24 protein-coding genes are annotated in these 22,266 nt (G+C 69.4%); 12 read left to right on the top strand and 12 right to left on the bottom strand.

Annotated features, from left to right (window positions below; translation table 11 throughout):
• Positions 1-5 precede the first annotated feature (5 nt).
• Positions 6-1,289: an NAD-binding protein gene (locus NDI76_RS12300; protein ID WP_310924372.1), complete on the top strand. Its 1,284-nt coding sequence runs from the start codon at positions 6-8 to the stop codon at positions 1,287-1,289.
• A gap of 28 nt (positions 1,290-1,317) precedes the next feature.
• Here the strand turns inward: NDI76_RS12300 and NDI76_RS12305 are convergent, their stop codons facing one another.
• Positions 1,318-2,784 carry a universal stress protein gene (locus NDI76_RS12305; protein WP_310924373.1) on the bottom strand — a complete coding sequence of 489 codons (1,467 nt, stop codon included), beginning with the start codon at positions 2,782-2,784 and terminating at the stop codon, positions 1,318-1,320.
• Between the two features lie 3 nt (positions 2,785-2,787).
• Positions 2,788-3,516: a guanosine phosphorylase gene (locus NDI76_RS12310; RefSeq protein ID WP_310924374.1), complete on the bottom strand. Its 729-nt coding sequence runs from the start codon at positions 3,514-3,516 to the stop codon at positions 2,788-2,790.
• Between the two features lie 458 nt (positions 3,517-3,974).
• On the opposite strand from NDI76_RS12310, the gene NDI76_RS12315 reads away from it, so the two are divergent.
• On the top strand, positions 3,975-4,448 hold the full coding sequence (locus NDI76_RS12315) for a DUF2238 domain-containing protein (RefSeq protein ID WP_310924375.1): 474 nt from the start codon (positions 3,975-3,977) through the stop codon (positions 4,446-4,448).
• A 232-nt stretch (positions 4,449-4,680) separates the two neighbouring features.
• Complete coding sequence (locus NDI76_RS12320) at positions 4,681-4,869, top strand: hypothetical protein (RefSeq protein WP_310924376.1); 189 nt, start codon at positions 4,681-4,683, stop codon at positions 4,867-4,869.
• 30 nt (positions 4,870-4,899) lie between these two features.
• Here NDI76_RS12320 and NDI76_RS12325 read toward each other — a convergent pair whose 3' ends face one another.
• Positions 4,900-5,412: a hypothetical protein gene (locus tag NDI76_RS12325; protein ID WP_310924378.1), complete on the bottom strand. Its 513-nt coding sequence runs from the start codon at positions 5,410-5,412 to the stop codon at positions 4,900-4,902.
• A 110-nt stretch (positions 5,413-5,522) separates the two neighbouring features.
• Here NDI76_RS12325 and NDI76_RS12330 point away from each other — a divergent pair, with 110 nt between their 5' ends.
• Complete coding sequence (locus tag NDI76_RS12330; RefSeq protein ID WP_310924379.1) at positions 5,523-5,714, top strand: hypothetical protein; 192 nt, start codon at positions 5,523-5,525, stop codon at positions 5,712-5,714.
• A 27-nt stretch (positions 5,715-5,741) separates the two neighbouring features.
• Entirely contained in the window at positions 5,742-5,903 is a 162-nt protein-coding gene (locus tag NDI76_RS12335) for a hypothetical protein (RefSeq protein WP_310924380.1), read from the top strand.
• Positions 5,904-5,913: 10 nt separating this feature from the next.
• On the opposite strand, the gene NDI76_RS12340 is transcribed toward NDI76_RS12335, so the two are convergent.
• Entirely contained in the window at positions 5,914-6,732 is an 819-nt protein-coding gene (locus tag NDI76_RS12340; RefSeq protein WP_310924381.1) for a DUF63 family protein, read from the bottom strand.
• A gap of 135 nt (positions 6,733-6,867) precedes the next feature.
• On the opposite strand from NDI76_RS12340, the gene deoC reads away from it, so the two are divergent.
• On the top strand, positions 6,868-7,503 hold the full coding sequence (deoC, locus tag NDI76_RS12345; protein ID WP_310924382.1) for a deoxyribose-phosphate aldolase: 636 nt from the start codon (positions 6,868-6,870) through the stop codon (positions 7,501-7,503).
• Positions 7,504-7,613: 110 nt separating this feature from the next.
• Entirely contained in the window at positions 7,614-8,885 is a 1,272-nt protein-coding gene (locus NDI76_RS12350; RefSeq protein ID WP_310924383.1) for a tRNA (N(6)-L-threonylcarbamoyladenosine(37)-C(2))-methylthiotransferase, read from the top strand.
• A 35-nt stretch (positions 8,886-8,920) separates the two neighbouring features.
• Here NDI76_RS12350 and NDI76_RS12355 read toward each other — a convergent pair whose 3' ends face one another.
• Positions 8,921-9,898 carry an alpha/beta hydrolase gene (locus tag NDI76_RS12355; protein ID WP_310924384.1) on the bottom strand — a complete coding sequence of 326 codons (978 nt, stop codon included), beginning with the start codon at positions 9,896-9,898 and terminating at the stop codon, positions 8,921-8,923.
• A 133-nt stretch (positions 9,899-10,031) separates the two neighbouring features.
• On the opposite strand from NDI76_RS12355, the gene NDI76_RS12360 reads away from it, so the two are divergent.
• Positions 10,032-10,685 (top strand): S24/S26 family peptidase, encoded by a 654-nt coding sequence (locus NDI76_RS12360; RefSeq protein WP_425498362.1) that lies wholly within the window; start codon positions 10,032-10,034, stop codon positions 10,683-10,685.
• Between the two features lie 4 nt (positions 10,686-10,689).
• Here the strand turns inward: NDI76_RS12360 and NDI76_RS12365 are convergent, their stop codons facing one another.
• The 3 genes from NDI76_RS12365 to map all read right to left on the bottom strand — a co-directional run bounded on the left by NDI76_RS12365 (position 10,690) and on the right by map (position 13,214).
• A complete protein-coding gene (locus NDI76_RS12365) occupies positions 10,690-11,625 on the bottom strand; it encodes a cation diffusion facilitator family transporter (RefSeq protein ID WP_310924385.1) in 936 nt (311 codons plus the stop codon).
• 54 nt (positions 11,626-11,679) lie between these two features.
• Positions 11,680-12,249, bottom strand: a complete 570-nt coding sequence (locus tag NDI76_RS12370; protein WP_310924386.1) for an HIT family protein — start codon at positions 12,247-12,249, stop codon at positions 11,680-11,682.
• 74 nt (positions 12,250-12,323) lie between these two features.
• Positions 12,324-13,214 (bottom strand): type II methionyl aminopeptidase, encoded by an 891-nt coding sequence (gene map, locus NDI76_RS12375; RefSeq protein WP_310924387.1) that lies wholly within the window; start codon positions 13,212-13,214, stop codon positions 12,324-12,326.
• A gap of 200 nt (positions 13,215-13,414) precedes the next feature.
• Here map and NDI76_RS12380 point away from each other — a divergent pair, with 200 nt between their 5' ends.
• Together NDI76_RS12380 and ppk1 are read left to right on the top strand one after the other, a co-directional pair.
• Complete coding sequence (locus tag NDI76_RS12380) at positions 13,415-14,110, top strand: metallophosphoesterase family protein (RefSeq protein ID WP_310924388.1); 696 nt, start codon at positions 13,415-13,417, stop codon at positions 14,108-14,110.
• Between the two features lie 83 nt (positions 14,111-14,193).
• The gene (gene ppk1 / locus NDI76_RS12385; protein ID WP_310924389.1) at positions 14,194-16,434 is read left to right on the top strand and encodes a polyphosphate kinase 1; all 2,241 of its coding nucleotides are present in this window, start codon (positions 14,194-14,196) and stop codon (positions 16,432-16,434) included.
• A 53-nt stretch (positions 16,435-16,487) separates the two neighbouring features.
• Here ppk1 and NDI76_RS12390 read toward each other — a convergent pair whose 3' ends face one another.
• From NDI76_RS12390 to NDI76_RS12400, 3 genes are read right to left on the bottom strand one after another with little or no spacing between them, the layout of a single operon-like run.
• Positions 16,488-17,144 (bottom strand): metallophosphoesterase family protein, encoded by a 657-nt coding sequence (locus NDI76_RS12390; protein WP_310924390.1) that lies wholly within the window; start codon positions 17,142-17,144, stop codon positions 16,488-16,490.
• Between the two features lie 57 nt (positions 17,145-17,201).
• The gene (locus NDI76_RS12395; RefSeq protein WP_310924391.1) at positions 17,202-17,855 is read right to left on the bottom strand and encodes an alpha/beta hydrolase; all 654 of its coding nucleotides are present in this window, start codon (positions 17,853-17,855) and stop codon (positions 17,202-17,204) included.
• Positions 17,855-18,835 (bottom strand): ring-cleaving dioxygenase, encoded by a 981-nt coding sequence (locus NDI76_RS12400; protein ID WP_310924392.1) that lies wholly within the window; start codon positions 18,833-18,835, stop codon positions 17,855-17,857. The genes NDI76_RS12395 and NDI76_RS12400 overlap by 1 nt, the downstream gene beginning before the upstream one ends.
• Positions 18,836-18,951: 116 nt before the next feature.
• On the opposite strand from NDI76_RS12400, the gene NDI76_RS12405 reads away from it, so the two are divergent.
• On the top strand, positions 18,952-19,356 hold the full coding sequence (locus NDI76_RS12405) for a winged helix-turn-helix transcriptional regulator (RefSeq protein ID WP_310924962.1): 405 nt from the start codon (positions 18,952-18,954) through the stop codon (positions 19,354-19,356).
• Between the two features lie 10 nt (positions 19,357-19,366).
• On the opposite strand, the gene NDI76_RS12410 is transcribed toward NDI76_RS12405, so the two are convergent.
• Positions 19,367-21,166 (bottom strand): ABC1 kinase family protein, encoded by a 1,800-nt coding sequence (locus NDI76_RS12410; RefSeq protein ID WP_310924393.1) that lies wholly within the window; start codon positions 21,164-21,166, stop codon positions 19,367-19,369.
• Between the two features lie 144 nt (positions 21,167-21,310).
• Here NDI76_RS12410 and NDI76_RS12415 point away from each other — a divergent pair, with 144 nt between their 5' ends.
• Positions 21,311-22,258, top strand: a complete 948-nt coding sequence (locus NDI76_RS12415) for a cation diffusion facilitator family transporter (protein ID WP_310924394.1) — start codon at positions 21,311-21,313, stop codon at positions 22,256-22,258.
• Positions 22,259-22,266 lie beyond the last annotated feature (8 nt).

The following is a 22,266-nucleotide window of genomic DNA, read 5'->3' on the forward strand; positions in this document are numbered from 1 at the left end:
CAGATATGAGGCTCGAACGGGAGTGGGTGGGCGCCCGCGCGTCGATGGTGCTGACGCTCTTCGTCGGCGTCCTCTCGGTCGTCACGGGCATCGCCAACATCGGCGTCAGCGCCGACGTGGCCGACTTCGTGCTGTTCGGCGTCACCTTTCCCGGCTACGTCCAGCAGGTGGCGGCGTTCACCGGGACGCTCACCGGGTTCGTCCTCCTCGTCGCCGCCTTCGGCCTCCGGCGACGCCTGCGGGCGGCGTGGTACGCGACGATGCTGCTGTTCCCCATCACCGCCGCGCAGGGGGCGCTCCAGTCGACGCAGCTATCCTTTCCCCTCATCGGCCTCTCGGCGGTGGCGTTCGTCGTCGTCGGGCTGAACTTCGGCGCGTACGACCGCGAGTTGGAACTGACGACGACGCAGCTAGCCGCTCTCTCGGCTCTCGCGGGCGCGCAGGCGTACGGCACCGTCGGCGCGTACGCGCTCCGCGAGGAGTTCGGGGACGTCGAGACGCTCCTCGACGCGTTCTACTTCTCCTTGGTCACCGGCAGCACCGTCGGCTACGGCGACATTACGCCCGCGACCGCGGTCGGGAAGCTGTTCACCCTCTCGGTGATGCTCGTCACCGTCTCCTCGTTCGCCGCCGTCCTCGGCGTCGTCTTCACCCCGCTCATCGAAGCGCGACTCTCCAAAGCACTCGGACGCATGACAGAAGAACAACTCGACCTCCTCGAAAACCACGTCCTCGTTCTCGGCTACGGGGACCTGACGGAACCGATACTCGAAGAACTCACCGCGAAGGCGGACGTCCTCATCCTCACCGAGGACGAAGAGCGCACCCGACGACTCACCGAACGCGGCTACACCGTCCTCACCGCCGACCCGAGCGACGAGGAGTCCCAGCACCGCGGGCGCGTCGAGTCCGCGCGGGCCGTCGTCGTCGCCACGAACAACGACGCCGAGGACGCCCTCGGCATCCTGACGGCGCGGCAACTCAACCCCGATGTGACCATCGTCGCCGCCGCCAGCCAACGGGAGAACGTGAACAAACTGAAGCGCGCCGGCGCCGACACCGTCATCAGTCCGGCGACGCTCGGGGCGCACTTCCTCGCGGAGTCGGCGCTCGGCGGCGAGGGCGTCGAGGAACTGGAGCGGCGGTTGATGAGCGGAGACCCCTCGCAGGCGGACGAAGCGATGCAGGAGGCGCTCGGCGGCGACGACGGCGATGGCGATGACGATGGCACCGATGGCGACGGCGGCGACGAACGCGAGGAGAACGGAAGGCGCAAAGGCGAGAACTGAGCCGCACCGCGGCCGCCGGGTTCGCGAATCAGGGGTCGCCGCGGTCGAAGACGGCCACGTCGCACTCCACCTCGTGAAGTCGCTCGAACGTCGGCGGCGCGACGAACCGCGAGGCGGCCGAACGGTCCTGACTGGACCCGAGAACCAGGAGGTCGTACGACCCGGCGTTTGCGGCGATGAACGATTGCACGTCCGCCCGCGAGACGCGCGTCTCGATTGGGCCGTCGGCCGTCTCCGCGAAGTCCGCCAGCCGCGACTCCGCCCGTCGGCGCTCCACCTCGTTCGAGATGCAGGTGGTGACGCTGACGACGCCGTTCCGGCCGGCGAGTCGGGTGGCGAAGTCTATCATCGCGTGGGCGGTGTCGCCGGGGCGGGAGACGAGAACGAGGACGCGCCGCCAGCGCCGCGTCTCGCCGACCGAGCGGAACGCCACGGCGTCCGTCGGTCCGCGGAAGATGCCGCGCACGTAGTCCGAGAGCAGGCCCCGGTCCTCCTCGTACGGCGTCACCACGAGGTCGCAGTTGGCGTTCCGCGCGGCGTCGAGCGTCGTGGGCACCGACTCGCCCGCGGCGACGACCACTTCGCAGGGGACGCCGACACGGGTGCGGATATCGGCGGCGCACGACTCCAGTTCCGTGACCGTCTCGTCGGCTTCGTCGGTGAGTTCCTCGTTCGCCCCCTCGCTCGTCGCGATGTCGTTTCCCTCGACTTCGACGAGTCGCTGGTCGGACTCCTCGACGAGACCGAGCAGCACCACCTTCCCGGCGTCGTGGGCGGCGGCGAGGCGCGCGCCGAACAGGGCGGTTCGGGTGGCGTGCTCGCCGCGCATCGGGACGAGCACGTGGTCGTCGCCGCGGACCGTCTCGTAGAGGTAGCGGGCGCGCCGTTCGTACAGTCGCTCGCGCCAGACGACGAACGCGCCCGCGATGATGCTCGACGCGAGGAAGATGTTGACGACGTACGCGACGGCGCCCGCCGTCTGCGAGAGGGGCGTACCGGGACTCGAAACCAGCGCCAGGAGCGCCGTCGAGAACGCGGAGGGCGCTTCGAGGTCGGCGGCCCACGTCACGACGCCGGTGAGAAACACCGCTAACGCGGCGCTCTCGGCGTGCGGTACGGCCGACTGCGCCTGCCCGTACACCATCATGGTGAACCACAGGGCCGCGAGTCCGCACACCGCGCCGACGGTGAGGCTCCCGACGAACTTCGTCGGACTGGAGTATCGCCCCTCGGGGTCCGAGAACAGCGTGTACGTGCCCGACGCCAGCGGCGGGAACAGCAGGTACGACAGCGTCTGGAGCCGACCGGTGAGGAACGTGACGAGCCCGATGAGAAGCGGGACGAACAGGAGGATGGAGAGATGCAGCAGGTTGCTCGTGTTCTCCAGCCACCGTCGGAACTCCGAGAGTTCCCGTCGCTCTATCCGCCGAGCGCGCGCGCCGAGGGTGCTGAGGCGCGCCGCGACGTGCGCCGCGTACCGGCGGAGTCGAGACATCCCTTACGCGAGGGACGTGACCGCGTCCAGCGTGAGCGCGATGGCCCGTTCGACGTTGTCCTTCGCCTTCTCGGGCAGTTCCTCCTCGGAGTCGGCGCCCTTCTGGGTGCCCTTCACGAGGTTGCCGTCGACGGTGCAGATGGCGCCCGCGCGGAGGCCCTTGCGGCGGGCCAGCGAGAACACGGTGGCCGCCTCCATCTCGACGGCGAGGAGACCCGCCTCGTTCCACGCCTCGACGAAGTCGTCGGACTCGTTGTAGAAGGCGTCGTCGGAGACGATAGGGCCGACGTGGACCTCCTCGTCGTTCGCCTCCGCCGAGTCGACGAGGGCGGTCAGCACGTCGTAGTCCGGCACCGCGGGGATGACTTCCGACTCGTAGCGCTTGGAGGTGCCCTCCTCCTTAGCAGCGCCCGTCGCGACGATCATGTCGCCGATTTCGACGTGCTCCTGTAGCGCGCCGATGGTGCCGACGCGGACGAACGTCTCGACGCCGACGCGGGCGAGTTCCTCGACGGCGATGGCCGCCGAGGGACAGCCGATACCGGTCGAACAGATGGTGAGGGGCGTCCCCTCGTACGTCGCGTTGACGACCTTGTACTCGCGGTTCTGTGCGACCTCCTCGACGTTCTCGCACTGCTTCGCGATGCGGTCGACGCGGCCCGGGTCGCCGGGGATGAGCGCGACGTCCTCGACGTCGCCCTCCTCGACGAGTAGGTGGGGCTGTTTGGCCATACGCGAGAGTCTCGCGACGTCCTGAAAAACGACGCGGTCCGACCGCCGGCGCCGGCGAGGGTCTCCGCGGCCCGTCGCCGATTCCCGGGCCGTTCGACGCCGCCTAACCGGTCGTTCGAACCGTTTAACGACGGCGACAGTCGGGATATTCGACCGATAACTAAACCCCTCTCCGGTCTCTGGTAGGACGGCCGCCGAACACCGTTCCGCCCGGGACGTTCCATCCCATCCCCCCTTCGCCGGACGGGCACATCCCCCCGCCCGTCCGCGCGTACCGACTCGGGCCGGACGGTGCGGCCGCCGGCGACGCGCGGGCGCCGCCGAGCGGGAACAGTCGATTCGCTGCGGCGTGAGCATTCCCCCCCTTCGCTCCGCTTCGACGGCTCGCAAACCACCCGCTCCCGGCACGACGCGTCACGTCGCTGGCGGCCGCTTCGGCGGTACACGTTCCCCCATACATGTCACTCAGTACACTTACGGAGCGAGCGGACCCCCCCAACGGACCCGGCTGGCGGTTCGCGGTCGAGACCGCCGCGAACCGTCGCACGGTCGCCGTCTCGACGGCGTTCGTCGCCGCCCTCGGTCTCCTTCCCCTCTACGAGTCGGTGTGGTGGTGGGACATCCTCACGCACGCCCTCGCGGGCGGGGCTATCACGGGCTGGCTCCTGCTCTCGGGACGGCGCGCGTCCGCCGTCGTCCTCCTCGTCGCCCTCTGTTCGGGCGCGTGGGAACTGCTGGAGTACGCGACGCCGACGTACGTGTTCATCGCCGGCGGCGCGGCGGACACGGCGCTCGACGTGGTCTGCAACTTCGCCGGGTCGGCCGTCGTCGCCGCCGCGTTCGTCCGCGTCCGGTCGTCGCTGCGCCGTTCGCCGGTCGACGGCGGAACGGGGTCTCGGCCGGTGCGGTCGAACGCGCCCGCGGACGACTGACGCCGAGCGGCGTCGGTCGGGTTCTTTTCACTACACTGCCACTGGCAGTTTCAACCGTGAAAATCGGGGCACTACAGTTATCTCCGCTCTCGGTGGAGAGCCGGGTGGAATAGGGAACCGAAAGACCACGAACGTCGGGGAACGGGCGAGAATATGGGGACACATCCTCGGAACGCTTCGCCGGTACGGCCGAGTCGACATCGAACACCTCGGACACCGCACGGGTCGGACCGTGCGGGAGGTCGACGCTGCCTGTCGGGAGATGTCGGCGCTGGGATGGTTGCAACCGGGAACGACGAACGGCGGTTGGGTCGCCGACGGGACGGCCGCTGAGCTGCTCACCCGTTATCCGCCGCTCAAATCCGACACCGTGCCGCCGCGCGTCGACCGGGCGGGGTTCGGCGAACGGCTTACGGGGTGACCGGCGGGTCGACCGGACTCCGAAGTGCCGCTACAACCCCCACGTCACCAGCGGCAGCACGACGACGAGCGTCGCGCCGAACACGAGCGACGACCGGAGCCACTGCCCGCGGACGGCCGTCGAGCGCTCCTCGTGGACGCTCGCACCCGCCCGCGGAAGGACCACGTGCGCGAAGAAGACGTAGACGAAGCCGACGACGGCCGCCGTCGCCAGCGCGTGCGGGAGGGCGTCCAACGACCCCGCGGACGCGGTGGCGGGGAGCACCGGCGAGAGCGCCGCGTACGCGACGGCGTACAGGACGCCGGAGAGGACGCCCGCGCCGTAATGGACGAGGCGGGCGGCGACGGTCGACACGTCGTCGGGCGTCGTTCGGCGGAGCGCCGCCGCCGCGATGTACGCCGGCGTGTAGCCGTCCTCCTGCGTCGCCATCGGGACGGTCATGGCGGCGGCGGCGACGAGACCCGAGACGGCGCTCAGCCCGACGAACGTGAGCGTCTCCCCGAGCGCTCCGACGAAGACGGGGCCGGGCGGTGGCGTCGGCATCGGCCGAGATAGGACGCGGGGGGCTAAAAGCGGACTGGCGCTCGCGCGCTCCGTCCCTCGTGACGGTCGGCCGACGAGAGTGTATCACGGGCGACCGCGGAGCTATCGGTATGGTCCCCCCCGCCGAGTCAGTCTCCTTCCGGAACGTCGCAGTCGGTCTCGGCGTCGGCCTCCTCTTGTCCGCCTTCTCACAGTTCCTCGGAGAGGGTCTGACGTCGCTCCTCTGGCTGTACGTCCTGCTCATCGCGTTCGCTATCGCCGGAAGCGGCGTCCGACCGGTCGGCGGGACGCTCGGATTTTAGGTTCTCTCGGGCGTTCTTCTCACGGCCGTGGGCGTCGTCACCGTCGCAGTCGACGGCGTGACGCTCCGGGTTTTCGGCGTCGTCGCCACCGGTGTCGTCGTATCAATCGTCTACGGGTGGCGTGCGACGCGGCGCGGCCTCTGGGTGCCCGCCGAGAGGTCGCCGTTCTCGTTCGGACCGCCGCGGTAGACGACTCGACTCACGCCCCGCCGAGCACCGTGAAGAGCAGCAGGTTGTGCGCGCCGGGGCCGAGGCCGACGGCGGCGACGAAGCCGAGGAGGGCGTACCCCTCCGCGGGGTCCTCGCGCACGTAGTCGGCAAATAGGGCGGCGACGCCCGAGGCGATGACGAGTTTGACGACGACGAACAGCCAGACCGTCCCGAGGTAGGGTTCGGTGGGGAGCGTCGCGGCGAACTCGATGATAATCCGCGAGAGCGGCGTCCGCTCGCCGAACCCGAGCAGGTCGACGCCGACGGCGGTTGAGACGGCGTCGAGGGCGTGGCCGAAGACGGCGAGAAAGCCCACCGAACCGGTGACGCGCGCCGCCGGGTGGGCGCGGACGAGGAGGCCCCACGTGGCGACGGCGACGACGGCGGCGGCGACGAGGCCCGCGGCCGGGACGAGGGGCGCGAGCGTCCCCCTGGCGGCGCCGACGAACAGAGCGCCGGCGACGGCGACGGCGGCGAGGAGGCTTCCGAGGCCCGCGAGGACGAGGGCGGCGTCGTCCCCGGCCCGCGCGTCCGCGGCGACGAACGTCCCGACGCCGAGGGCGCCGACGGCGAGGTAGACGGCCGCCGTGGCGCCGAGCGGTCTGAGAAGAGGCGGGAGGGCATCGACGACGTAGAGGACGTGTGCGGCCGACCCGAGCACCATCCACGGGACGAACGCGAGGACGCGCCGGGGGGTAACCGCGGGGCGGCGGCGGTTCGCCGCCGCGGCGACGACGGCGACGGCGACGAGGAGGACGGCGAGGTACGGGAGCGGCGGCACCGAGAACCCTTCGGGGAGTATCGCCATGCTCCGTTGCGCGCTTGGCGGCCGTGAAAGCCTTACGAAAGCCGCCTCCCCGGATTCGCCCCCGCGCTCCGAAGTCCGGCCGACGCGTCCGCCCGTTCGAGCCGTTTTTAGGCGCGGTCGACGTCTCTTTCCCGCATGGACCGCACGGAGTTCGCCGCGCGCATCGACCACACCGTCCTCGGGCCGGAGACGACGCTTTCGGACGTAGAGCGGGTTCTGGACGAGGCGGCCGAGTACGGGATGAACGCCTGCATCCCGCCGTGTTACGTCGCCGAGGCGACCGACTACGCCCCGGACGTGACGGTGGCCACCGTCGTCGGCTTCCCGCACGGCCAGCACTCGACGGCCGCCAAGCGCGAGGAGGCCGTCGACGCGTGGGAGAGCGGCGCCGACGAACTGGACATGGTGATAAACGTCGGCCGCCTGAAAGCCGCCGAGAACGACGCCGTCGAGGAGGATGTCGCGGAAGTCGTCGCCGCCGTGCCGGTGCCGGTGAAGGTCATCATCGAGACGGCGCTCCTCTCGGAGGACGAGAAGCGCCGCGCCTGTGAGGCGGCCGTTGAGGCGGACGCCGACTTCGTGAAGACGTCGACGGGGTTCGCCGAGGGCGGCGCGACCGTCGACGACGTGGAACTGATGGCGGAGTACCTGCCCGTGAAGGCCTCCGGCGGCGTCGGCTCCTACGAGAAGGCGACGGAGATGTTCGACGCCGGCGCCGAGCGCATCGGGGCGTCCTCGGGCGTCGACATCGTCTCGGGATATCCGGAGTAGGCGGCGAGCGTCGAGTCACTTCCCGCGCGTCGGTGCGCGCCTCCGCCCCCTCGTTTCCGTCCCCAACCGTCGGCCTTTTGGCCGCGCGGAAGAGACCTCAGAACGACCGAATGGCCCGATACCACATCGAGACGTACGGCTGCACCTCCAACCGCGGCGAGAGCCGAGCCATCGAGAGCGCGCTCCGCGATGCCGGCCACTACCGCGTCGAGGGTCCGGAGGAAGCCGACGTCGCCATCATGAACACCTGTACGGTCGTCGAGAAGACGGAGCGCAACATGCTCCGACGGGCCAAAGAGTTGGAGGAGGAGACGGCGGACCTCATCGTCACGGGCTGCATGGCGCTCGCGCAGGGCGATGAGTTCCGCGAGGAGGAGGTGGACGCCCAGATTCTCCACTGGGACGACGTTCCCTCGGCGGTCACGAACGGCGAGTGCCCGACGCCGGGGGCGGGCACCGAACCCATCCTCGACGGCGTCGTCGGTATCCTGCCCATCGCCCGCGGCTGTATGTCGAACTGCTCGTACTGCATCACGAAGTTCGCCACGGGCCGCGTCGACTCCCCCTCGGTGGAGGAGAACGTCGAGAAGGCCCGCGCGCTCGTCCACGCCGGCGCGAAGGAGGTTCGCATCACCGGACAGGACACCGGCGTCTACGGTTGGGACGAGGGCGACCGGAAGCTCCCGGAACTGCTCGACCGAATCTGCTCGGAAATCGAGGGCGAGTTCCGGGTCCGTCTCGGGATGGCCAACCCCGGCGGGATTCACGGCATCCACGAGGAGTTAGTCGAGGTCTTCGACCGCCACGAGAAGCTGTACAACTTCATCCACCTCCCCGTACAGTCGGGGTCCGACGACGTGTTGGAGGAGATGCGCCGCCAGCACCGCGTGGCGAAGTTCCGCGAGATAGTCGAGACGTTCGACCGGGAACTCGACTACTGGACGCTCTCGACGGATTTCATCGTCGGCTTCCCCACCGAGACGGAGGCCGACCACGAGCGGAGCATGGACCTGTTCAGGGAGGTGCGCCCCGAGAAGGTGAACGTCACGCGCTTCTCGAAGCGCCCCGGCACCGACGCCGCCGACATGAAGGGCCTCGGCGGGACGGTGAAGAAGGAGCGCTCGAAGGCGATGTCCGAGTTGAAGATGGACGTCGTCGCCGAGGCGTACGAGGAGATGATTGGAGAGACGCACCGCGTGATGGCCGTCGAGGAGGGCACCGGCGACTCGGTGAAGTGCCGCGACGAGGCCTACCGGCAGATCATCGTGCAGAACGCCTCCGAACGCGGCGTCGAACCCGGCGATTTCTTGGAGGTCGAAGTGACGAGCCACCAGACGGTGTACGCGTTCGGCGACCCCGTCCGCACGGCGCCGAAACCGTAGCGGAGCGCCGGAACGCCGGACCGTCGAGACGCCACCTACGCGTCGCCGCCGCCCGCGGTATCCGACTTCGACTCCGACTCCGACTTCGACTCGAACGCTTCGCGCAGGTCGGCGGCCACGTCGGCGACGAGTTCGCGCGAGCGGTCAACCTCGTACATCGTGGCGAACCCGTGGACCATGTCTTCGTAGTTCTCGAAGCGGACGGAGATGCCCTCGCTCACCAGTCGCTCGGCGTAGGCCGCCCCGCCGTCGCGCAACGGGTCGAACCCGGCCGTGACCACCGTCGCCGGCGCGACGCCCGAGCAATCGCGGGCGTGCATCGGGTCGGCGTACGGGTTCCTCCGGTCGACGTCGCTCTCGAAGTAGCAGTCGCGGAACCACGCTAAGTCCTCCTTCGACAGCACCGTTCCGGCGTGTCGCTCGACGGACTCGCGTCGCTCGTTCGCACCCACGGCGGGGTAGACGAGCGTTTGGTGGTCGACGTCCGGACCGCCCCGGTCGGCGGCCATCAGCGACACGACGGCCGCGAGCGTCCCCCCGGCGCTGTCGCCGGCGACGGCCAGTCCGCCGTCGGAGTCGAGACGGTCGGCGTTCTCCGCGGTCCACTCCGTCGCAGCGTAGGCGTCCTCGACGGCGGCGGGGAAGGGGTGTTCGGGCGCGAGGCGGTAGTCCACCGAGACCACGGTGCAGTCGCTCTCCCGGACGAGTCGACGGCAGAGGACGTCGTGGCTCTCCAAACTTCTGAGCACGAACCCGCCGCCGTGGAAGAATACGACCGTCGGGGACGGCCCGCCGCCGCGCGGGCGGTAGACGCGGACCGGAATCGCTCCCGCGGGGCCGGGAACCGTCCGGTCGGTGACGTCGCCCACCTCCGGCGGGTTCCGGTTCTCCCACCGGTTCGCGACCCGCGCCAGCAACCGCAGCGGTTTCGGACCGAAGCGCCTGAGGCGCGAGAGGTCGACCTGCGACGCCATCGCCGCCCGCGCCTGCGGGTGAATCTCGTCTGCGTGCACGGGAACCGTTCGCGCCGTTGTCAGAAAAGCGCGACGGGGCGCGGGGTCGGATTCGCTCGCGACTCCGAACCGTCGACTTCGCGGGACCCGCGGAACCGCCGCGCTTTTGCTCGTCGTCCCCCACGTTCGGTCGATGGCCGACGATTCCGGTTCCGCCCGCCGCGACTCTCCCCGTCCCCGTTCGGGTTCCGGCTCCCGCCCTCGCGTCCCGCGCTACGTCCGCGACGTGGCCCAGACGCTCGGCGCCGTCGTCCTCGTCGGCGCCCTCCTGTTCGCGCTGACGGGCATCTGGCCGCCGATGGTCGCCGTCGAGAGTCCGAGCATGGAACCGCACATCGACACCGGCGACATGGTCGTCGTCTCGGACGTGAACCGCTACGTCGCCGCCGCCGCCGACGAGAACGGCATCGTGACGCAGGCGCGAGCGGATGGCTACACCCGGTTCTCCGAGGGCGGCGACGTCGTCGTCTACATGCCGCCCGACCGCCGAGGGCTCTCCTCGCCCATCATCCACCGGGTTCGCTTCCACGTCGAGGCGGGCGAGAACTGGTACGACAGGGCCGACCCCGACTCCGTGGGGGCCGGCGTGGACGACTGTGCGGAACTGGCGAACTGTCCCGCGCCGCACGCGGGGTACATCACGAAGGGGGACAACAACGCCAGGTACGACCAAGTCGGCGTCGACCCCATCGCGCCCCCGGTGCGGGCGGAGTGGGTTCGCGCGAAGGCGCAGGTTCGGGTGCCGCTGCTCGGGTGGATTCGCCTCGTCCTCGCCGGAACGGTCTGACCCGTTACTTCTCGCCGGTCCGCCTCTCGAACAGTCGGGTCGCCCGCTCGTCCTCCTTCCACTCGCCGAGTTCCTTCGGGTCGACGTGGACGAACACGTCGTCCACCTCGGGAATCTCGCGGATGGCCGTCACCACCTCCGACTCGATGTCGTGCGCCTCGAACAGCGTCATGTCGCCCTCAACCTCGATGTGGAGGCTCACGTCCACCTCGGGGCCGACGTAGTGGGCGACCACGTCGTGCGCCCCCTCGACGCGCGGGTGTTCGAGGGCGGTCGAGAGTATCTCGGCGGTCAGTTCGTCGTCCGGCGCGGCGCCGACGAGGTAGTTCACGTTGTCGCGGACGATCTCGTAGCCGGTGTAGATGATGCCGAGGGAGACGACGCCCGCGGCGACGGGTTCGAGGACGGGGACGCCGAGGCTCGCGCCGACGACGCCGACGAGGGCGGCGGCGGCGGTGAGGATGTCGTTGCGGTTGTCCATCGCCGTCGCCACGATGGCCGGGGAGCGGTGGGTCTCGCCGACGCGCCGGCAGTAGCGGTAGAGGCCGTACTTGACGCCGGCGGAGGCGACGAGGACGCCGACGCTGAGGAGTCCTCCGGTCGCGCCGCCGTACGAGCCGTTCAGAACCGTGGTGGTGGCGTTCCAGAGGACGCCCGCGCCGGCGGCGAACACGCCGACGGCGACGAACAGGGAGACGAACGGTTCGATGCGCTCGTGGCCGTGCGGGTGCTGGAAGTCGGGGGGTTGCGTCGTCAGGTAGAGACCGGCGAGGACGATGAGGCTGTAGGCCGTGTCGGCCGCGCTGTTGACCGCCTCGGATCCGACGGCGAGACTGCCAGTCGCCCACCAGACGCCGCCCTTCGCGAGGGCCAGCACGACGTTCACCACGAGGACGATGAGGCCCACTCGTCGGACGACCCGGCGCCGGTTTCCGCTCATCACCGGGGATTTCGGAGGCAGACGCATGACGTTTCCGACCGCCGGTCCATCGCTCTACCCGTCGTACTCGGTGCCCGCATCGAAGTCGAGAAAGACGGCGTCGTCCTCGCCGTCGACGTCCGCGCCCGACTGCTCGGCGAACGCCCCGCGGAGTCGCTCGTACGTGTCGTCGAGGGCTTCCACGATGACCTTCGTGTCGCCGACGACGGGCATGAAGTTCGTGTCGCCGCCCCACCGCGGCACGACGTGCGTGTGCAGGTGGTCGTCGATGGACCCGCCGGAGGGGCCGCCGCCGAGGTTCTCGCCGGCGTTGGCGGCGTCGGGGTCGAGCGCCGCGTCGAGGGCGTCCAGCGTCCGCGTCTTCAGTTTCGCGTGGTCGAGCAGTTCCGCGTCGGTCAGGTCGCCCCACGACCCGGTGTGTCGGTACGGGATGACCATCGCGTGCCCGGGGTTGTACGGGTAGTTGTTCAGGAGGACGAACGAGTGCTCGGTCCGGGCGACGATACGGCTCTCCCCGTCGTCGTCGGCCTCCGGAAGCGCGCAGAACGGACAGCCGTCGTCCCCGTCTCCGTCGTCGTCGCGTTCGACCCAGTCGATGCGCCACGGCGCGAATATCTGGTCCATACGCGGTCCTCGCGCGAGTCGGGTTTAGTGCCGGCGGAACCGGCGGCCGGGACGGACTCGCTCTCTCGGACGCGCTACTCGGTGATGATTTCGCAGCCGTCCTCGGTGACGATGACGGTGTGTTCGGCCTGACTCACGAGTTCGCCGTCGTCCTCTTTCAGGACGGGGTAGCCGTGGAGGACGCCCTGCTGTTCGAGCCGCTTGATGGCGATGTCCGAGCGGGGGACGTCTATCCACCGCGAGGCGAACGGGAGCGTCTTGTACTCCTCGTTCACCTGCTCTAACACCTGCCGCGCCGAGCGGTTTCGGACCGAACGGTCCCGTTCGAGGCTGTAAATCTCCTCCTTGGAGCCCTCCGTGACCTTGCCGGACCCCGTCGTGGCGAACGGTTCGATGGCGACCACGTCGCCGACTTCGAGTTCGACGCCGCGTTCGGTGCCGCGGTTGGGGATGTTCGGCCCCGTGTGGGCGTCCCACTGCTCGACGCCGTGCCCCGAGAGGTTTAGGACGGGCGTGTAGCCGTAGCCGCGGATGACGTCCTCTATCTCCGCGCCGACTTCGCCCGTCTGGACGCCGGGACCGACGGCGTCGAGGGCGGCGTCCAGCGCTTCTTCGGCCGCCTCGACCAGTTCGTCGTTGCCCGAGAGGTCGACCGTCGCCGCGGCGTCGGCGATGTAGCCGTCGACGTGGACGCCGCAGTCCAGACAGACCATCTCGTCGTCGAACTCGGTGTCGTCGTCGCGGCCGGGCGAGGCGTGCGACGCCTCCTCGTCGACGCTGATATTGACGGGGAACGCACAGCCGTCGGCGAGTTCGTAGATACGCTCCTCGGCGTGCTCTGCGACTTCGAGGTGCGTCGCGCCCGGTTCGACCATCTCGGCCGTCTCGTCGAGAACCTCGCGGAGGACGCTGCCGGCCTCGCGGTACTTCTCGGCCGTCTCCTCGTCGAGGGGTCCGATGCTCATGGCCGTGCTTGGCGCGAGCGTCTCAAAGAGGTTGCGGACCCCGTCTCAGTCCCTCGAATTCGGCCCCCGATGGCCGCTCGACGCGTCGGTGTCGACCGCTGTATTAGTCGTTTCCGGCCGGAGACCGAGTGACTATATAGCGCACAGAGCGCCTCCTAGCAACCGTTTATTGGTTCGCGCTCGTCTCGGCACAGAGACAGATGAGTGCACCCGAGTTCGGCGCGGACGTACCTCACCGGCGGGTCGACGCGGACGACTGGAACGAAATCTACGTCGTCGGCGACGTGCACGGCTGCCGCGCGGAGTTAGAGCGGTTGCTCGACGAACTCGGCGTCACCGACGACGACCTCGTGGTGTTCGTCGGCGACCTCGTCCGAAAGGGACCCGACAGCGAGGGCGTCGTCTCGCTCGTCCGGAACGCGGAGAACATGCTGACCGTTCGCGGCAACAACGAGGAGAAACTCATCCGCGGCGACAAGCACCTCGACGAACTCTCCGACGAGCAGATAGCGTGGATTCGGAACCTGCCGGTCGCCATCTCGTGGGCGGACGCGCTCGTCGTCCACGGCGGCGTCGACCCGCGGAAGCCCCTCTCGGAGCACTCGCTCGAAGAACTGGAGACGTTCCGGAAGTTCGAGGACGACGGTGAGAAGTCCTACTGGTGGGAGGTCCACAGCGGCCCCCAGCGCGTCTTCTTCGGTCACACTCCCCTGGCGGCGCCCGTCTACCGCCGGTACGCCGTCGGCCTCGATACCGGGTGCGTCTACGGCAACGAACTCACCGCCTACGACTGGCGCGCCGACGAGTTCGTCGTCGTCGAACCCGAGACGACCGTCGAGGAGCGCGCCGAGTCGAAGTGGGTCGAACCCGCCGACACCCCCGCCCCCGCGCAGTAGCCGCGTTCGTCGCGTCCATAGCGTTCGTCTCCGCCCGCCGCGGAAGCGAACGGTGAAGTCGCTTCGCGAACAGGTCACGACCGATGACTTCGGAGGACCGGGAGGCCGACGCCCCCGCACGAACGCCGCCCATCGCCCCGGCGGACGCGCCCGTGTCGTTCGACGCGGATGCGGACGCCGACGCGGACGACCCGGCGTGGTATCTCAACCGCGAACTCGGCGAACTCGCCTTTCACCACCGCGTCCTCCACGAGGCCCTCGACGACCGGAACCCGCTGTTGGAGCGGGCGAAGTTTCTCGCCATCTTCACGGGCAACGTGGACGAGTTCTTCATGAAGCGCGTCGGCGGCCTCAAACAGCAGATGGACGCCGGCGTGACCGCGCCGTCGCCCGACGGTCGCACGCCGCGGGAGCAGTGGTCGGCGGTGCTGTCGCGCGCGTCCGACCTGTTCGAGACCCAAGACCGGTGTTTCAGCGAGACGGTCCGCCCCGCCCTCGCCGAGGCGGGAATCGAGATTCTCGACCACGAGGACCTGCGCGAGTCGGAGCGGCGCGGCCTGCGGTCGTACTTCGAGGAGTCGGTGCTGCCGACGCTGACGCCCTTGACGTTCGACCCGGCGGGGTCGTTCCCCTTCATCTCGAATCTCAGCCTCTCCGTCGCGGTGCTCACGCGGGACGGACCGGACGGCGACCTGCGCTTCTCGCGCGTGAAGGTGCCGCCGAACCGCCCGCGACTCGTCCCCGTGGCCGACGTGACGGACGGAGGGGCCGACCCGGACGAGACGAGCGCCGACGGCGCGTCCGGCGGCGCGCGTCGGTTCGTCTTCCTCGAAGACGTGCTGTGTGCGAATCTCGACCTGCTGTTCCCGAACGTCGAGGTGGTCGAGGCCTCGCCGTTCCGCGTGACGCGCAACGCGGAGGTCGGCCGGGACGAGGAGGTGGCGGAGGGCCTCATCGATACCATCGAGGACGTGCTCCGGCAGCGTCGCTTCGCCACCGTCGTCCGCCTCGAACTCGACGCCGACGCGCACCCGTTCGTCCGCGAGGTGCTGCTCGAACGGCTCAACGTCTCCGAAGCCGAGGTGTACGAGCGCTCCGGACCCATCGACAAGAAGTTCTGCTTCGCCCTCGCCGGGATGGACCGCCCGGACCTGCGGTTGCCCGCGTGGACGCCGCAACCGCACCCCCGACTGGCCGACGTCGACCCCGACGACCCCGCCGCGCTGTTCGCCGAAGTTCGGACGGACGACCTGCTGGTGCACCATCCGTACCACTCCTTCGCGGGGACGGTGCAGGCGTTCCTCTCGGCGGCCGCGAGCGACCCCGACGTGCTCGCCATCAAGGCGACCATCTACCGCACCGCGCCCGATTCGGGCATCATCCGGACGCTCATCGAGGCGGCGAGTCGCGGCAAGCAGGTGGCGGTGGTGGTCGAACTGCAGGCGCGGTTCGACGAGGAGAACAACCTCCGCTGGGTGAAGCGCCTCGAAGAGGAGGGTATCCACGTCGCCTACGGCACCGTGGGGCTGAAGACGCACGCGAAGACCGCGCTGGTCGTCCGTCAGGAGGCGGACACCGTCCGTCTCTACTCGCACGTCGCCACCGGCAACTACCACTCCGAAACGGCGAAGACGTACACCGACCTCGGCCTCCTCACCGCCGACCGGGCCGTCGGCCGCGACCTGGTGAAACTGTTCAACTTCTTCACCGGGCACGCCCGCCACACCGACTACGAGAAACTGCTCGTCGCCCCCGAGACCCTCCGGGAGGCGTTCACCGAGCGTATCCGCCGCGAGGCCGACCACGCCCGCGCGGGCCGCGAGGCTCGAATCGTCGTCAAGATGAACTCGCTGGAGGACCCGGCGATGGTTCGGGAACTGTACGCGGCCTCGCAGGCCGGCGTCGACATCGACCTCGTGGTGCGCGGCATCTGCCGCCTCCGTCCCGGTGTCGAGGGCCTCTCGGAGACCGTCTCCGTCTCCAGCGTCGTGGGGCGCTTCCTCGAACACTCCCGCATCTTCTACTTCCACGACGGGGGCGACCCCGACTACTACATCGGCTCAGCCGACTGGATGACGCGCAACCTCGACCGCCGGGTCGAGGCCATCGCGCCCGTCGAGGACCCGGAACTCAGGCGCGAACTCGACGCCGTCCTGCGGACGCTGCTCGCCGACAATCGCAAGCGCTGGGTGATGGACGCATCGGGCGGATACGAACAGCGCAGACCCGACCCGGGGGAGGAAGACCTCGTCGCGCACGACGCGCTGATGTCGCTCGCGCGCGGCGACGTGACGCGCGAGTCGCTCACGGAGTACGAGCGGTGACTCGGTGACTCCGGCGCCTCGCGCCGGCGTCGAATTCCGGCTTCGCGGACCCGCTACGGTTCCGTCGCGTCTCGTTCGACGTCGTGCCGTTCGAGTTCGAGCGTCCCGGGGTCGAGCGTGTAGTACGCCTCCCACGTGGGTGCGAGGCTGACGACGCGGACGCCCTCGATCGTCGCCTCGGCGTGGCGGTGGTTGTGGCCGACGAGGAGGAGGTCCGGTTCGACCGCCCGCAGTAGTTTGTCGACGGCGCCGACGCCGGGGTCGCGGCCGCCGGCGACCCGGAGGAGGCCGCGCGGCGGTTGGTGCGCGAGGAAGACGTCCACGTCGGTCAGCGACGCCGCGCGTTCGACCTCGGCGCGGACGAAGTGCCGTCGCCGGTCGCCCGCGAGGTCCGCGCGCGACTTCCCGTACTGCGTCGGGGCGAAGTTGCCAGAGAGGCCGCCCACTCGGAGGCCCTCCACGTCGGCGACGGTGCTCGCGAGGAGGTGCGGCCGCCCGGCGTCCGTCAGCGTCGCGTCGCCGCGGCGGAGGGCGTCTATCACGTCGAAGTCCTCGTTGTTGCCCGCGACGAACCACGTCGGTGCGGGGAGGTCGTAGTGGAACAGGTCGCCGACTTGGAGGGCGGCGTCGGGGTCGGTCTCGCGGTACGCGGCGAGAAGAGCGTCTCTGCGGGCGGGGTCGTCGGCGTGAGCGTCACCGAGAACGAGCATTTCCGTGTGGGTAACGACTCGGACGCCTTAGCCGTACGCGTCCGAGGCCGTCACGGATTACTCGTTTCGAAGCGAGTCGAGCAAGTCCCGCGCGTACTCGACCTCTTCGGGGAAGACGCGGTGTTCGCTGCCCTCGTAGACGTCGAAGCGCACCTCCGCGCCCATGCGTTCGAGTTCCGCGACCGTCTCCTCGGCGCGCGAGAGGGGGATGTGCGGGTCGTCGTCGCTCACGCCGAGCATGACCGGCGTCCCGTCGAGCGAGCCCTCGAACCGGAAGTCGGTCCCGTCCGCCCCGACGAACCCGCCCGAAAGGAGGACGAGGCCGCCGTAACGCGTCGGGTTCGTCGCCACGTAGGAGGAGAGCAGACACGCCCCCTGCGAGAATCCGGTGAGGACGATGTTCTCGGAGGGAAGCCCGGTCGTCTCGCGCGCCTGCGCGACCGCGCGGTCGACGTGCGTCAGCGCCGACTCGTAGTGCGGTTGATTCGACTCGACGGGCGCCATGAACGAGTTGGGGTACCACGTCCCTCGCTGCGCCTGCGGGGCGACGTAGTGGATTCGCTCCCGCCCGAACTCGTCGGCGAATCCGAGCATCCCGCGCGCCGTCGCGCCGCGGCCGTGGACGAGGACGACGGCGACGTCGGCGTCCGACGGGTCTGCGCCGGCGGTCAGTATCGGCTGGTCGGCGTGCGGGTCGTCGCTCGCGGCCATCAGTCGGACACCTCCCCGGTTTCCGCTCCGGCATCGACTTCGGGTTCGGTCCCCGTCTCGGCGACGCCGTCGAGGGACGGCAGGTTCGCTTCGATGCGGTCGCGGTCCTCCGCCAGCCACGGCGGGAGTTTCAGGTCGGAGCCGAGCGACTCGACGGACTCGTCGGCGGTGAAGCCGGGGCCGTCCGTCGCCACCTCTAAGAGGACGCCGCCGGGTTCGCGGAAGTAGATGGACTCGAAGTACTGTCTGTCCTTCCGCGGCGTGACGTTCTGGCCCGCCTCGGAGAGTTTCTCGCGCCACTCCGTCTGCGTCTCGGCGTCCGGCACGCGGAAGGCGACGTGGTGGACGGTGCCGACGCCGGGCCGCCCCCGCGGCGACTCGCGCGTCAGGAGGTCGACGACCGTCGCTCGGTCGCCGTCGGCGACGTAGCGCATTCTGTCGCCCGCCTCGTCGGTCCGCTCGAACCCGAGGAGTTCGAGGACGCGGCCCGTCGCGTCGGGGTTCGCCGACTGGAGCGTGACGCCGTGGAACCCGCGGAGGGCGTACTCCTCGGGGACGGGGCCGTCCGCCCACGGTTCGACGCTCGTCTCGCCTTCGACCAGTTCGAGCGGTTGGCCGTCGCCGTCCTCGAACGGGAGGACGTTCGCGCCGAATCGCTCTCCCTCCTCGCCGACGGTCACGTCGTGCGATTCGAGTCTGTCGCGCCAGTAGTCGAGACTCCCCGCAGGGACGACGAACGACGTGGCGACGGCCTGTCCGCGGCCGGGTCGGCCGGGTCGCCCCTCCCCGAACGGGAAGAACGTCATCGCGGTGCCGGGCGACCCCGTCTCGTCGCCGAAGTAGAGGTGGTAGGTGTGCGTGTCGTCGAAGTTCACCGTTCGCTTGACGAGTCGGAGGCCGAGCACGTCGGCGTAGAACCGAACGCTTTCGGTCGGGTCGCCCGCGACGGCCGTGACGTGGTGGATGCCTGTGGTGTTCATGGTGGTGTGGAGTTACGGCGCGTTCGCCGGTCGAACGGCCAGTTTCACTCTGTTACTTAGTACGGAACCGAAACCATATGTAGGTTCCCGGACGTACGGGCTATCAGGTGACATCGATGCCCCCCGAAGACGGAGAGCGATACAGCGAGGAAGCGTGCGGCGTTATCGACTCGATTCAACAGATCGGTTCGCAGTGGCGGCTCATCGTCCTGCACGACTTACAGGACGGCGAGAAGCGGTTCAACGAACTGAAGCGCTCGACGGGGTCGAGTTCGCGGACGCTCTCGCGCGTCCTCGACGACCTGCAGGAACTCGACTTCGTCTCCCGCCGACTGGAGGAGGACGCCCCGGTGGCGACGTACTACTCGCTCACCCCGAAGGGGCGGTCGCTCTGCCCCGTCTTCGACGAGATAAGCGACTGGGCCGACGAGTGGTTGGCCTCGCCGCCGCCGGGCGAAGACCCCGCGGCGGTCGAGGACGAGGAGGAGGCGGCCGAGACGGCCGCCGCGGAAGCCGAGTAACTCCTCTCTCTCAGTCCCCGTTCTCGCTCGGCGCCCCTGCCTCCTCGCGCCGGGCGCGCATGCCCTGTCTCGTGAACTGCGGGTTTCCGCGGACGCGGACGCCGCGTTCGCGTCGGAACGCGACGTAACAGAGCACCAGTAGGGGCGGCACGCCGAGGGCGGCGACGCCCGCGGTCACCCCGTTTTCGAGGGCGAACAGGAGGGCGACGGCGAGGAGGTTGCCCGCGAGGAGGATGCCGGTGACGACCTTCTTCGCGAACGACTCCAACGCCTCGGACTCCGCGAGGACGACGTTCACCCGCACGTTCTCCCGTTCGACCAACCCGAGCACGCGGCTCAGTTTCGGCGGCACCGTCAGGAGCGTCCGCGTCGCCGCGCGGAACTGGTCGGCCGCGTCCTCGGCGTACTCGCGGGCGACGCGTTCTCTCACCGAGGCCTCGTCCCCCTCGTCGTCGCCGTCGACCCCGCGTTCGTCGACGTACTCGGTCACCTCCTCCACGAAGTCGAAACCGGGGACCAGCGTCCGACAAACGCCCTCAAGCACCGTCGAGACGCGGACGACGAGGGCGAGGTTCTGCGGGAGGCGGAGGGGGAAGTCGTACAGCGTCGCTCGGAACTCCGAGACCAACTGCCGGACGCGGTACTCGTCGACGTCCCCGCCGCCGAGTCTGTCGATGGCGACGGAGAACGCCTCGCGCATCAGCGCCCGGTCGGCCGCCGGGTCCAAGGCGCCCATCGCCACGAACGCGTCTATCACCCGGTCGACGTCGTCGGTGGCGGCGCCGACGTAGAACTCGTACATGTGCTCGCGCGTGGCGGCGTCGATGCGGCCGGTCATCCCGAAGTCGTAGAAGACGAGCGTTCCGTCCGACTGCACGGCCAGATTTCCGGGATGGGGGTCGGCGTGAAACAGGCCGTGTTCGAGCATCATCTCGATGTACGCGCGTTCGAGGCGCCGCGCGAGCGCTTCGCGGTCGACGCCCATCTGGTCGAGTTCCCCGACGCGGTCTATCTTCACCCCCTCGACGTACTCCATCGTGAGGACGTTCCGCGTGGAGCGTTCCTCGCGCGCGACCGGGACCCGAATCTTCGGGTCGTCCGCGAAGTTCCGTCGGATGCGGCGGAGCATCGCCGCCTCGTGCGCGTAGTCCATCTCGTCGTGGATGGTGTCGGCGAACTCCCCGGCGAGGTTCTCGAAGGTGAAGCGCTGGCCGGGGTGCGCGAAGCGGACGAGCACGGGCACCAACCGCTCGACGACGCGCAGGTCCGCTTCCACGGCGCGGCGGATGCCGGGGCGCAACACTTTGACCGCGACGCGTTCGCCGTCGGCGACGGCGGTGTACACCTGCCCGAGACTCGCGCCGCTGATGGGTTCGGGGTCGAACTCATCGAACGCCTCGTCGACGGGGCCGAGTTCCGCCTCGATTCGCGGGCGGACCGTCTCCCAGTCGTCCGGCGGCACCTCGTCCTGCAGGGTCGAGAGCACTTCGACGTACTCGGCCGGCAGGGCGTCCGGTCGGGTGGAGAGCACCTGCCCGAGTTTGACGAACGTCGGGCCGAGCGAGACCAACGTGTCCCGAAGGGCCGTCGCCCGGCGGGTGCGGGTCGCCGCGTCGGTGCGGCGCGACCGGCCGAACAGGAGGAAGCGCCGCCTGTCGCGGGCGACGGCGACAAAGAAAGGAAGGAAGGCGTAGACGACGACGAGCAGTCGCCACAGCGAGCGGAGCGTCACGCGGACGCCGGAGGGCCGGTCCGGGTCGGGACTGGGAGGGGAGGCGTCGCCGGGGGCGTCCGAGGCGGAGGCGGACATTCGAGGTACTCCTCACTCGGGACCGCGAAGGTAAAAAGGGAGTCGCCCGGCGCGCAGCCGGGCGGGGGGCCGTCAGGGTGGAGAGCGACCGCGGACCGCCGAACTGCCAGTAGTCCTTTACTCCGAGGCGGGGAGCACTTTCCAATGGCAGAGAGTAAGTCGGTCGTCGTCGCTTCCCTCATCGCCAACGGCTCTATCGCCGTCATGAAGTTCGTCGGGTTCATCCTCACCGGAAGCGCGGCGATGCTATCGGAGACGTACCAGTCCGTCTCGGACACGGGTAACCAGATATTCCTCCTGTTCGGCCTTCGCTACTCGAACCAGCGGGCGGACCGCGACCACCCGTTCGGCTACGGGAAGGCGCAGTTCTTCTACGCGTTCCTCGTCTCGGTGCTGCTGTTCGGCGTCGCGGGCATCGAGAGCGCCCGCAAGGGTTACGAGACGCTCGTCGGCGGCGGCAGTTTCCACATCAGCAACGCCACGATTCCGGTGATAGAGCTGACGCTGTCCGGGGCGCAGATCAGCTACGCCGTGCTGCTGTTCGCCATCGCCTTCGAGTCGTGGGCGCTCAAGAAGGCGTACGACGGAATCAAGGTGCAGATAGACGAGCACAACTGGAGCGGACTCCGCGAGGCCTTTCGGAAGACCAGCGACGTGACGACGCTGACGGCGCTGACCGAGGACGCAATCGCCCTCGCGGGGGCGGCCATCGGCATCGTCGGAATCTACCTGACCGAACAGACCGGGAACACGGTGTACGACGGCATCGCCGCCCTGCTCATCGGACTGCTCCTGATGGGCTTCGCCATCGCGCTGGCGTGGCAGAACAAGCGGCTGCTGCTCGGCGAGAGCCTTCCTGCGGACGAGGAACGGCGCCTGCACGCCATCGTGACCGACGCGGAGGGCGTCGAGGAACTCGTCGACTTCCGGACGGTCTACTTCGGCCCCGAGGAGGTCGTCGTCACCGCCGACGTGGTGTTCGATTCGAGCCTCGACGCCGACGGCATCGACGACCGCATCAGCAGAATCAAAGCGGCGATAATGGACGCGGAACCGCAGGTGCGGAAGGCGTACCTCGAACCGCAGACGTAGGCGATTCG

It is taken from the genome of Halogeometricum sp. S1BR25-6, assembly GCF_031624495.1.
In the GTDB taxonomy this organism is placed as follows: Archaea; Halobacteriota; Halobacteria; order Halobacteriales; family Haloferacaceae; genus Halogeometricum; species Halogeometricum salsisoli.

Excerpts from the sequence above, each read along its gene's own strand:
- NDI76_RS12325 (WP_310924378.1), bottom strand. The coding sequence starts at position 5,412 with ATGCCGACGCCACCGCCCGGCCCCGTCTTCGTCGGAGCGCTCGGGGAG.
- NDI76_RS12395 (WP_310924391.1), bottom strand. The coding sequence starts at position 17,855 with ATGGCCGCGAGCGACGACCCGCACGCCGACCAGCCGATACTGACCGCC.
- NDI76_RS12305 (WP_310924373.1), bottom strand. The coding sequence starts at position 2,784 with ATGTCTCGACTCCGCCGGTACGCGGCGCACGTCGCGGCGCGCCTCAGC.
- NDI76_RS12380 (WP_310924388.1), top strand. The coding sequence starts at position 13,415 with ATGAGTGCACCCGAGTTCGGCGCGGACGTACCTCACCGGCGGGTCGAC.
- NDI76_RS12315 (WP_310924375.1), top strand. The coding sequence starts at position 3,975 with ATGTCACTCAGTACACTTACGGAGCGAGCGGACCCCCCCAACGGACCC.
- map (WP_310924387.1), bottom strand. The coding sequence starts at position 13,214 with ATGAGCATCGGACCCCTCGACGAGGAGACGGCCGAGAAGTACCGCGAG.
- NDI76_RS12400 (WP_310924392.1), bottom strand. The coding sequence starts at position 18,835 with ATGAACACCACAGGCATCCACCACGTCACGGCCGTCGCGGGCGACCCG.
- NDI76_RS12340 (WP_310924381.1), bottom strand. The coding sequence starts at position 6,732 with ATGGCGATACTCCCCGAAGGGTTCTCGGTGCCGCCGCTCCCGTACCTC.
- NDI76_RS12310 (WP_310924374.1), bottom strand. The coding sequence starts at position 3,516 with ATGGCCAAACAGCCCCACCTACTCGTCGAGGAGGGCGACGTCGAGGAC.
- NDI76_RS12410 (WP_310924393.1), bottom strand. The coding sequence starts at position 21,166 with ATGTCCGCCTCCGCCTCGGACGCCCCCGGCGACGCCTCCCCTCCCAGT.
- NDI76_RS12300 (WP_310924372.1), top strand. The coding sequence starts at position 6 with ATGAGGCTCGAACGGGAGTGGGTGGGCGCCCGCGCGTCGATGGTGCTG.
- NDI76_RS12415 (WP_310924394.1), top strand. The coding sequence starts at position 21,311 with ATGGCAGAGAGTAAGTCGGTCGTCGTCGCTTCCCTCATCGCCAACGGC.
- ppk1 (WP_310924389.1), top strand. The coding sequence starts at position 14,194 with ATGACTTCGGAGGACCGGGAGGCCGACGCCCCCGCACGAACGCCGCCC.
- NDI76_RS12360 (WP_425498362.1), top strand. The coding sequence starts at position 10,032 with ATGGCCGACGATTCCGGTTCCGCCCGCCGCGACTCTCCCCGTCCCCGT.
- deoC (WP_310924382.1), top strand. The coding sequence starts at position 6,868 with ATGGACCGCACGGAGTTCGCCGCGCGCATCGACCACACCGTCCTCGGG.
- NDI76_RS12350 (WP_310924383.1), top strand. The coding sequence starts at position 7,614 with ATGGCCCGATACCACATCGAGACGTACGGCTGCACCTCCAACCGCGGC.
- NDI76_RS12365 (WP_310924385.1), bottom strand. The coding sequence starts at position 11,625 with ATGAGCGGAAACCGGCGCCGGGTCGTCCGACGAGTGGGCCTCATCGTC.
- NDI76_RS12390 (WP_310924390.1), bottom strand. The coding sequence starts at position 17,144 with ATGCTCGTTCTCGGTGACGCTCACGCCGACGACCCCGCCCGCAGAGAC.
- NDI76_RS12370 (WP_310924386.1), bottom strand. The coding sequence starts at position 12,249 with ATGGACCAGATATTCGCGCCGTGGCGCATCGACTGGGTCGAACGCGAC.
- NDI76_RS12405 (WP_310924962.1), top strand. The coding sequence starts at position 18,952 with ATGCCCCCCGAAGACGGAGAGCGATACAGCGAGGAAGCGTGCGGCGTT.
- NDI76_RS12330 (WP_310924379.1), top strand. The coding sequence starts at position 5,523 with ATGGTCCCCCCCGCCGAGTCAGTCTCCTTCCGGAACGTCGCAGTCGGT.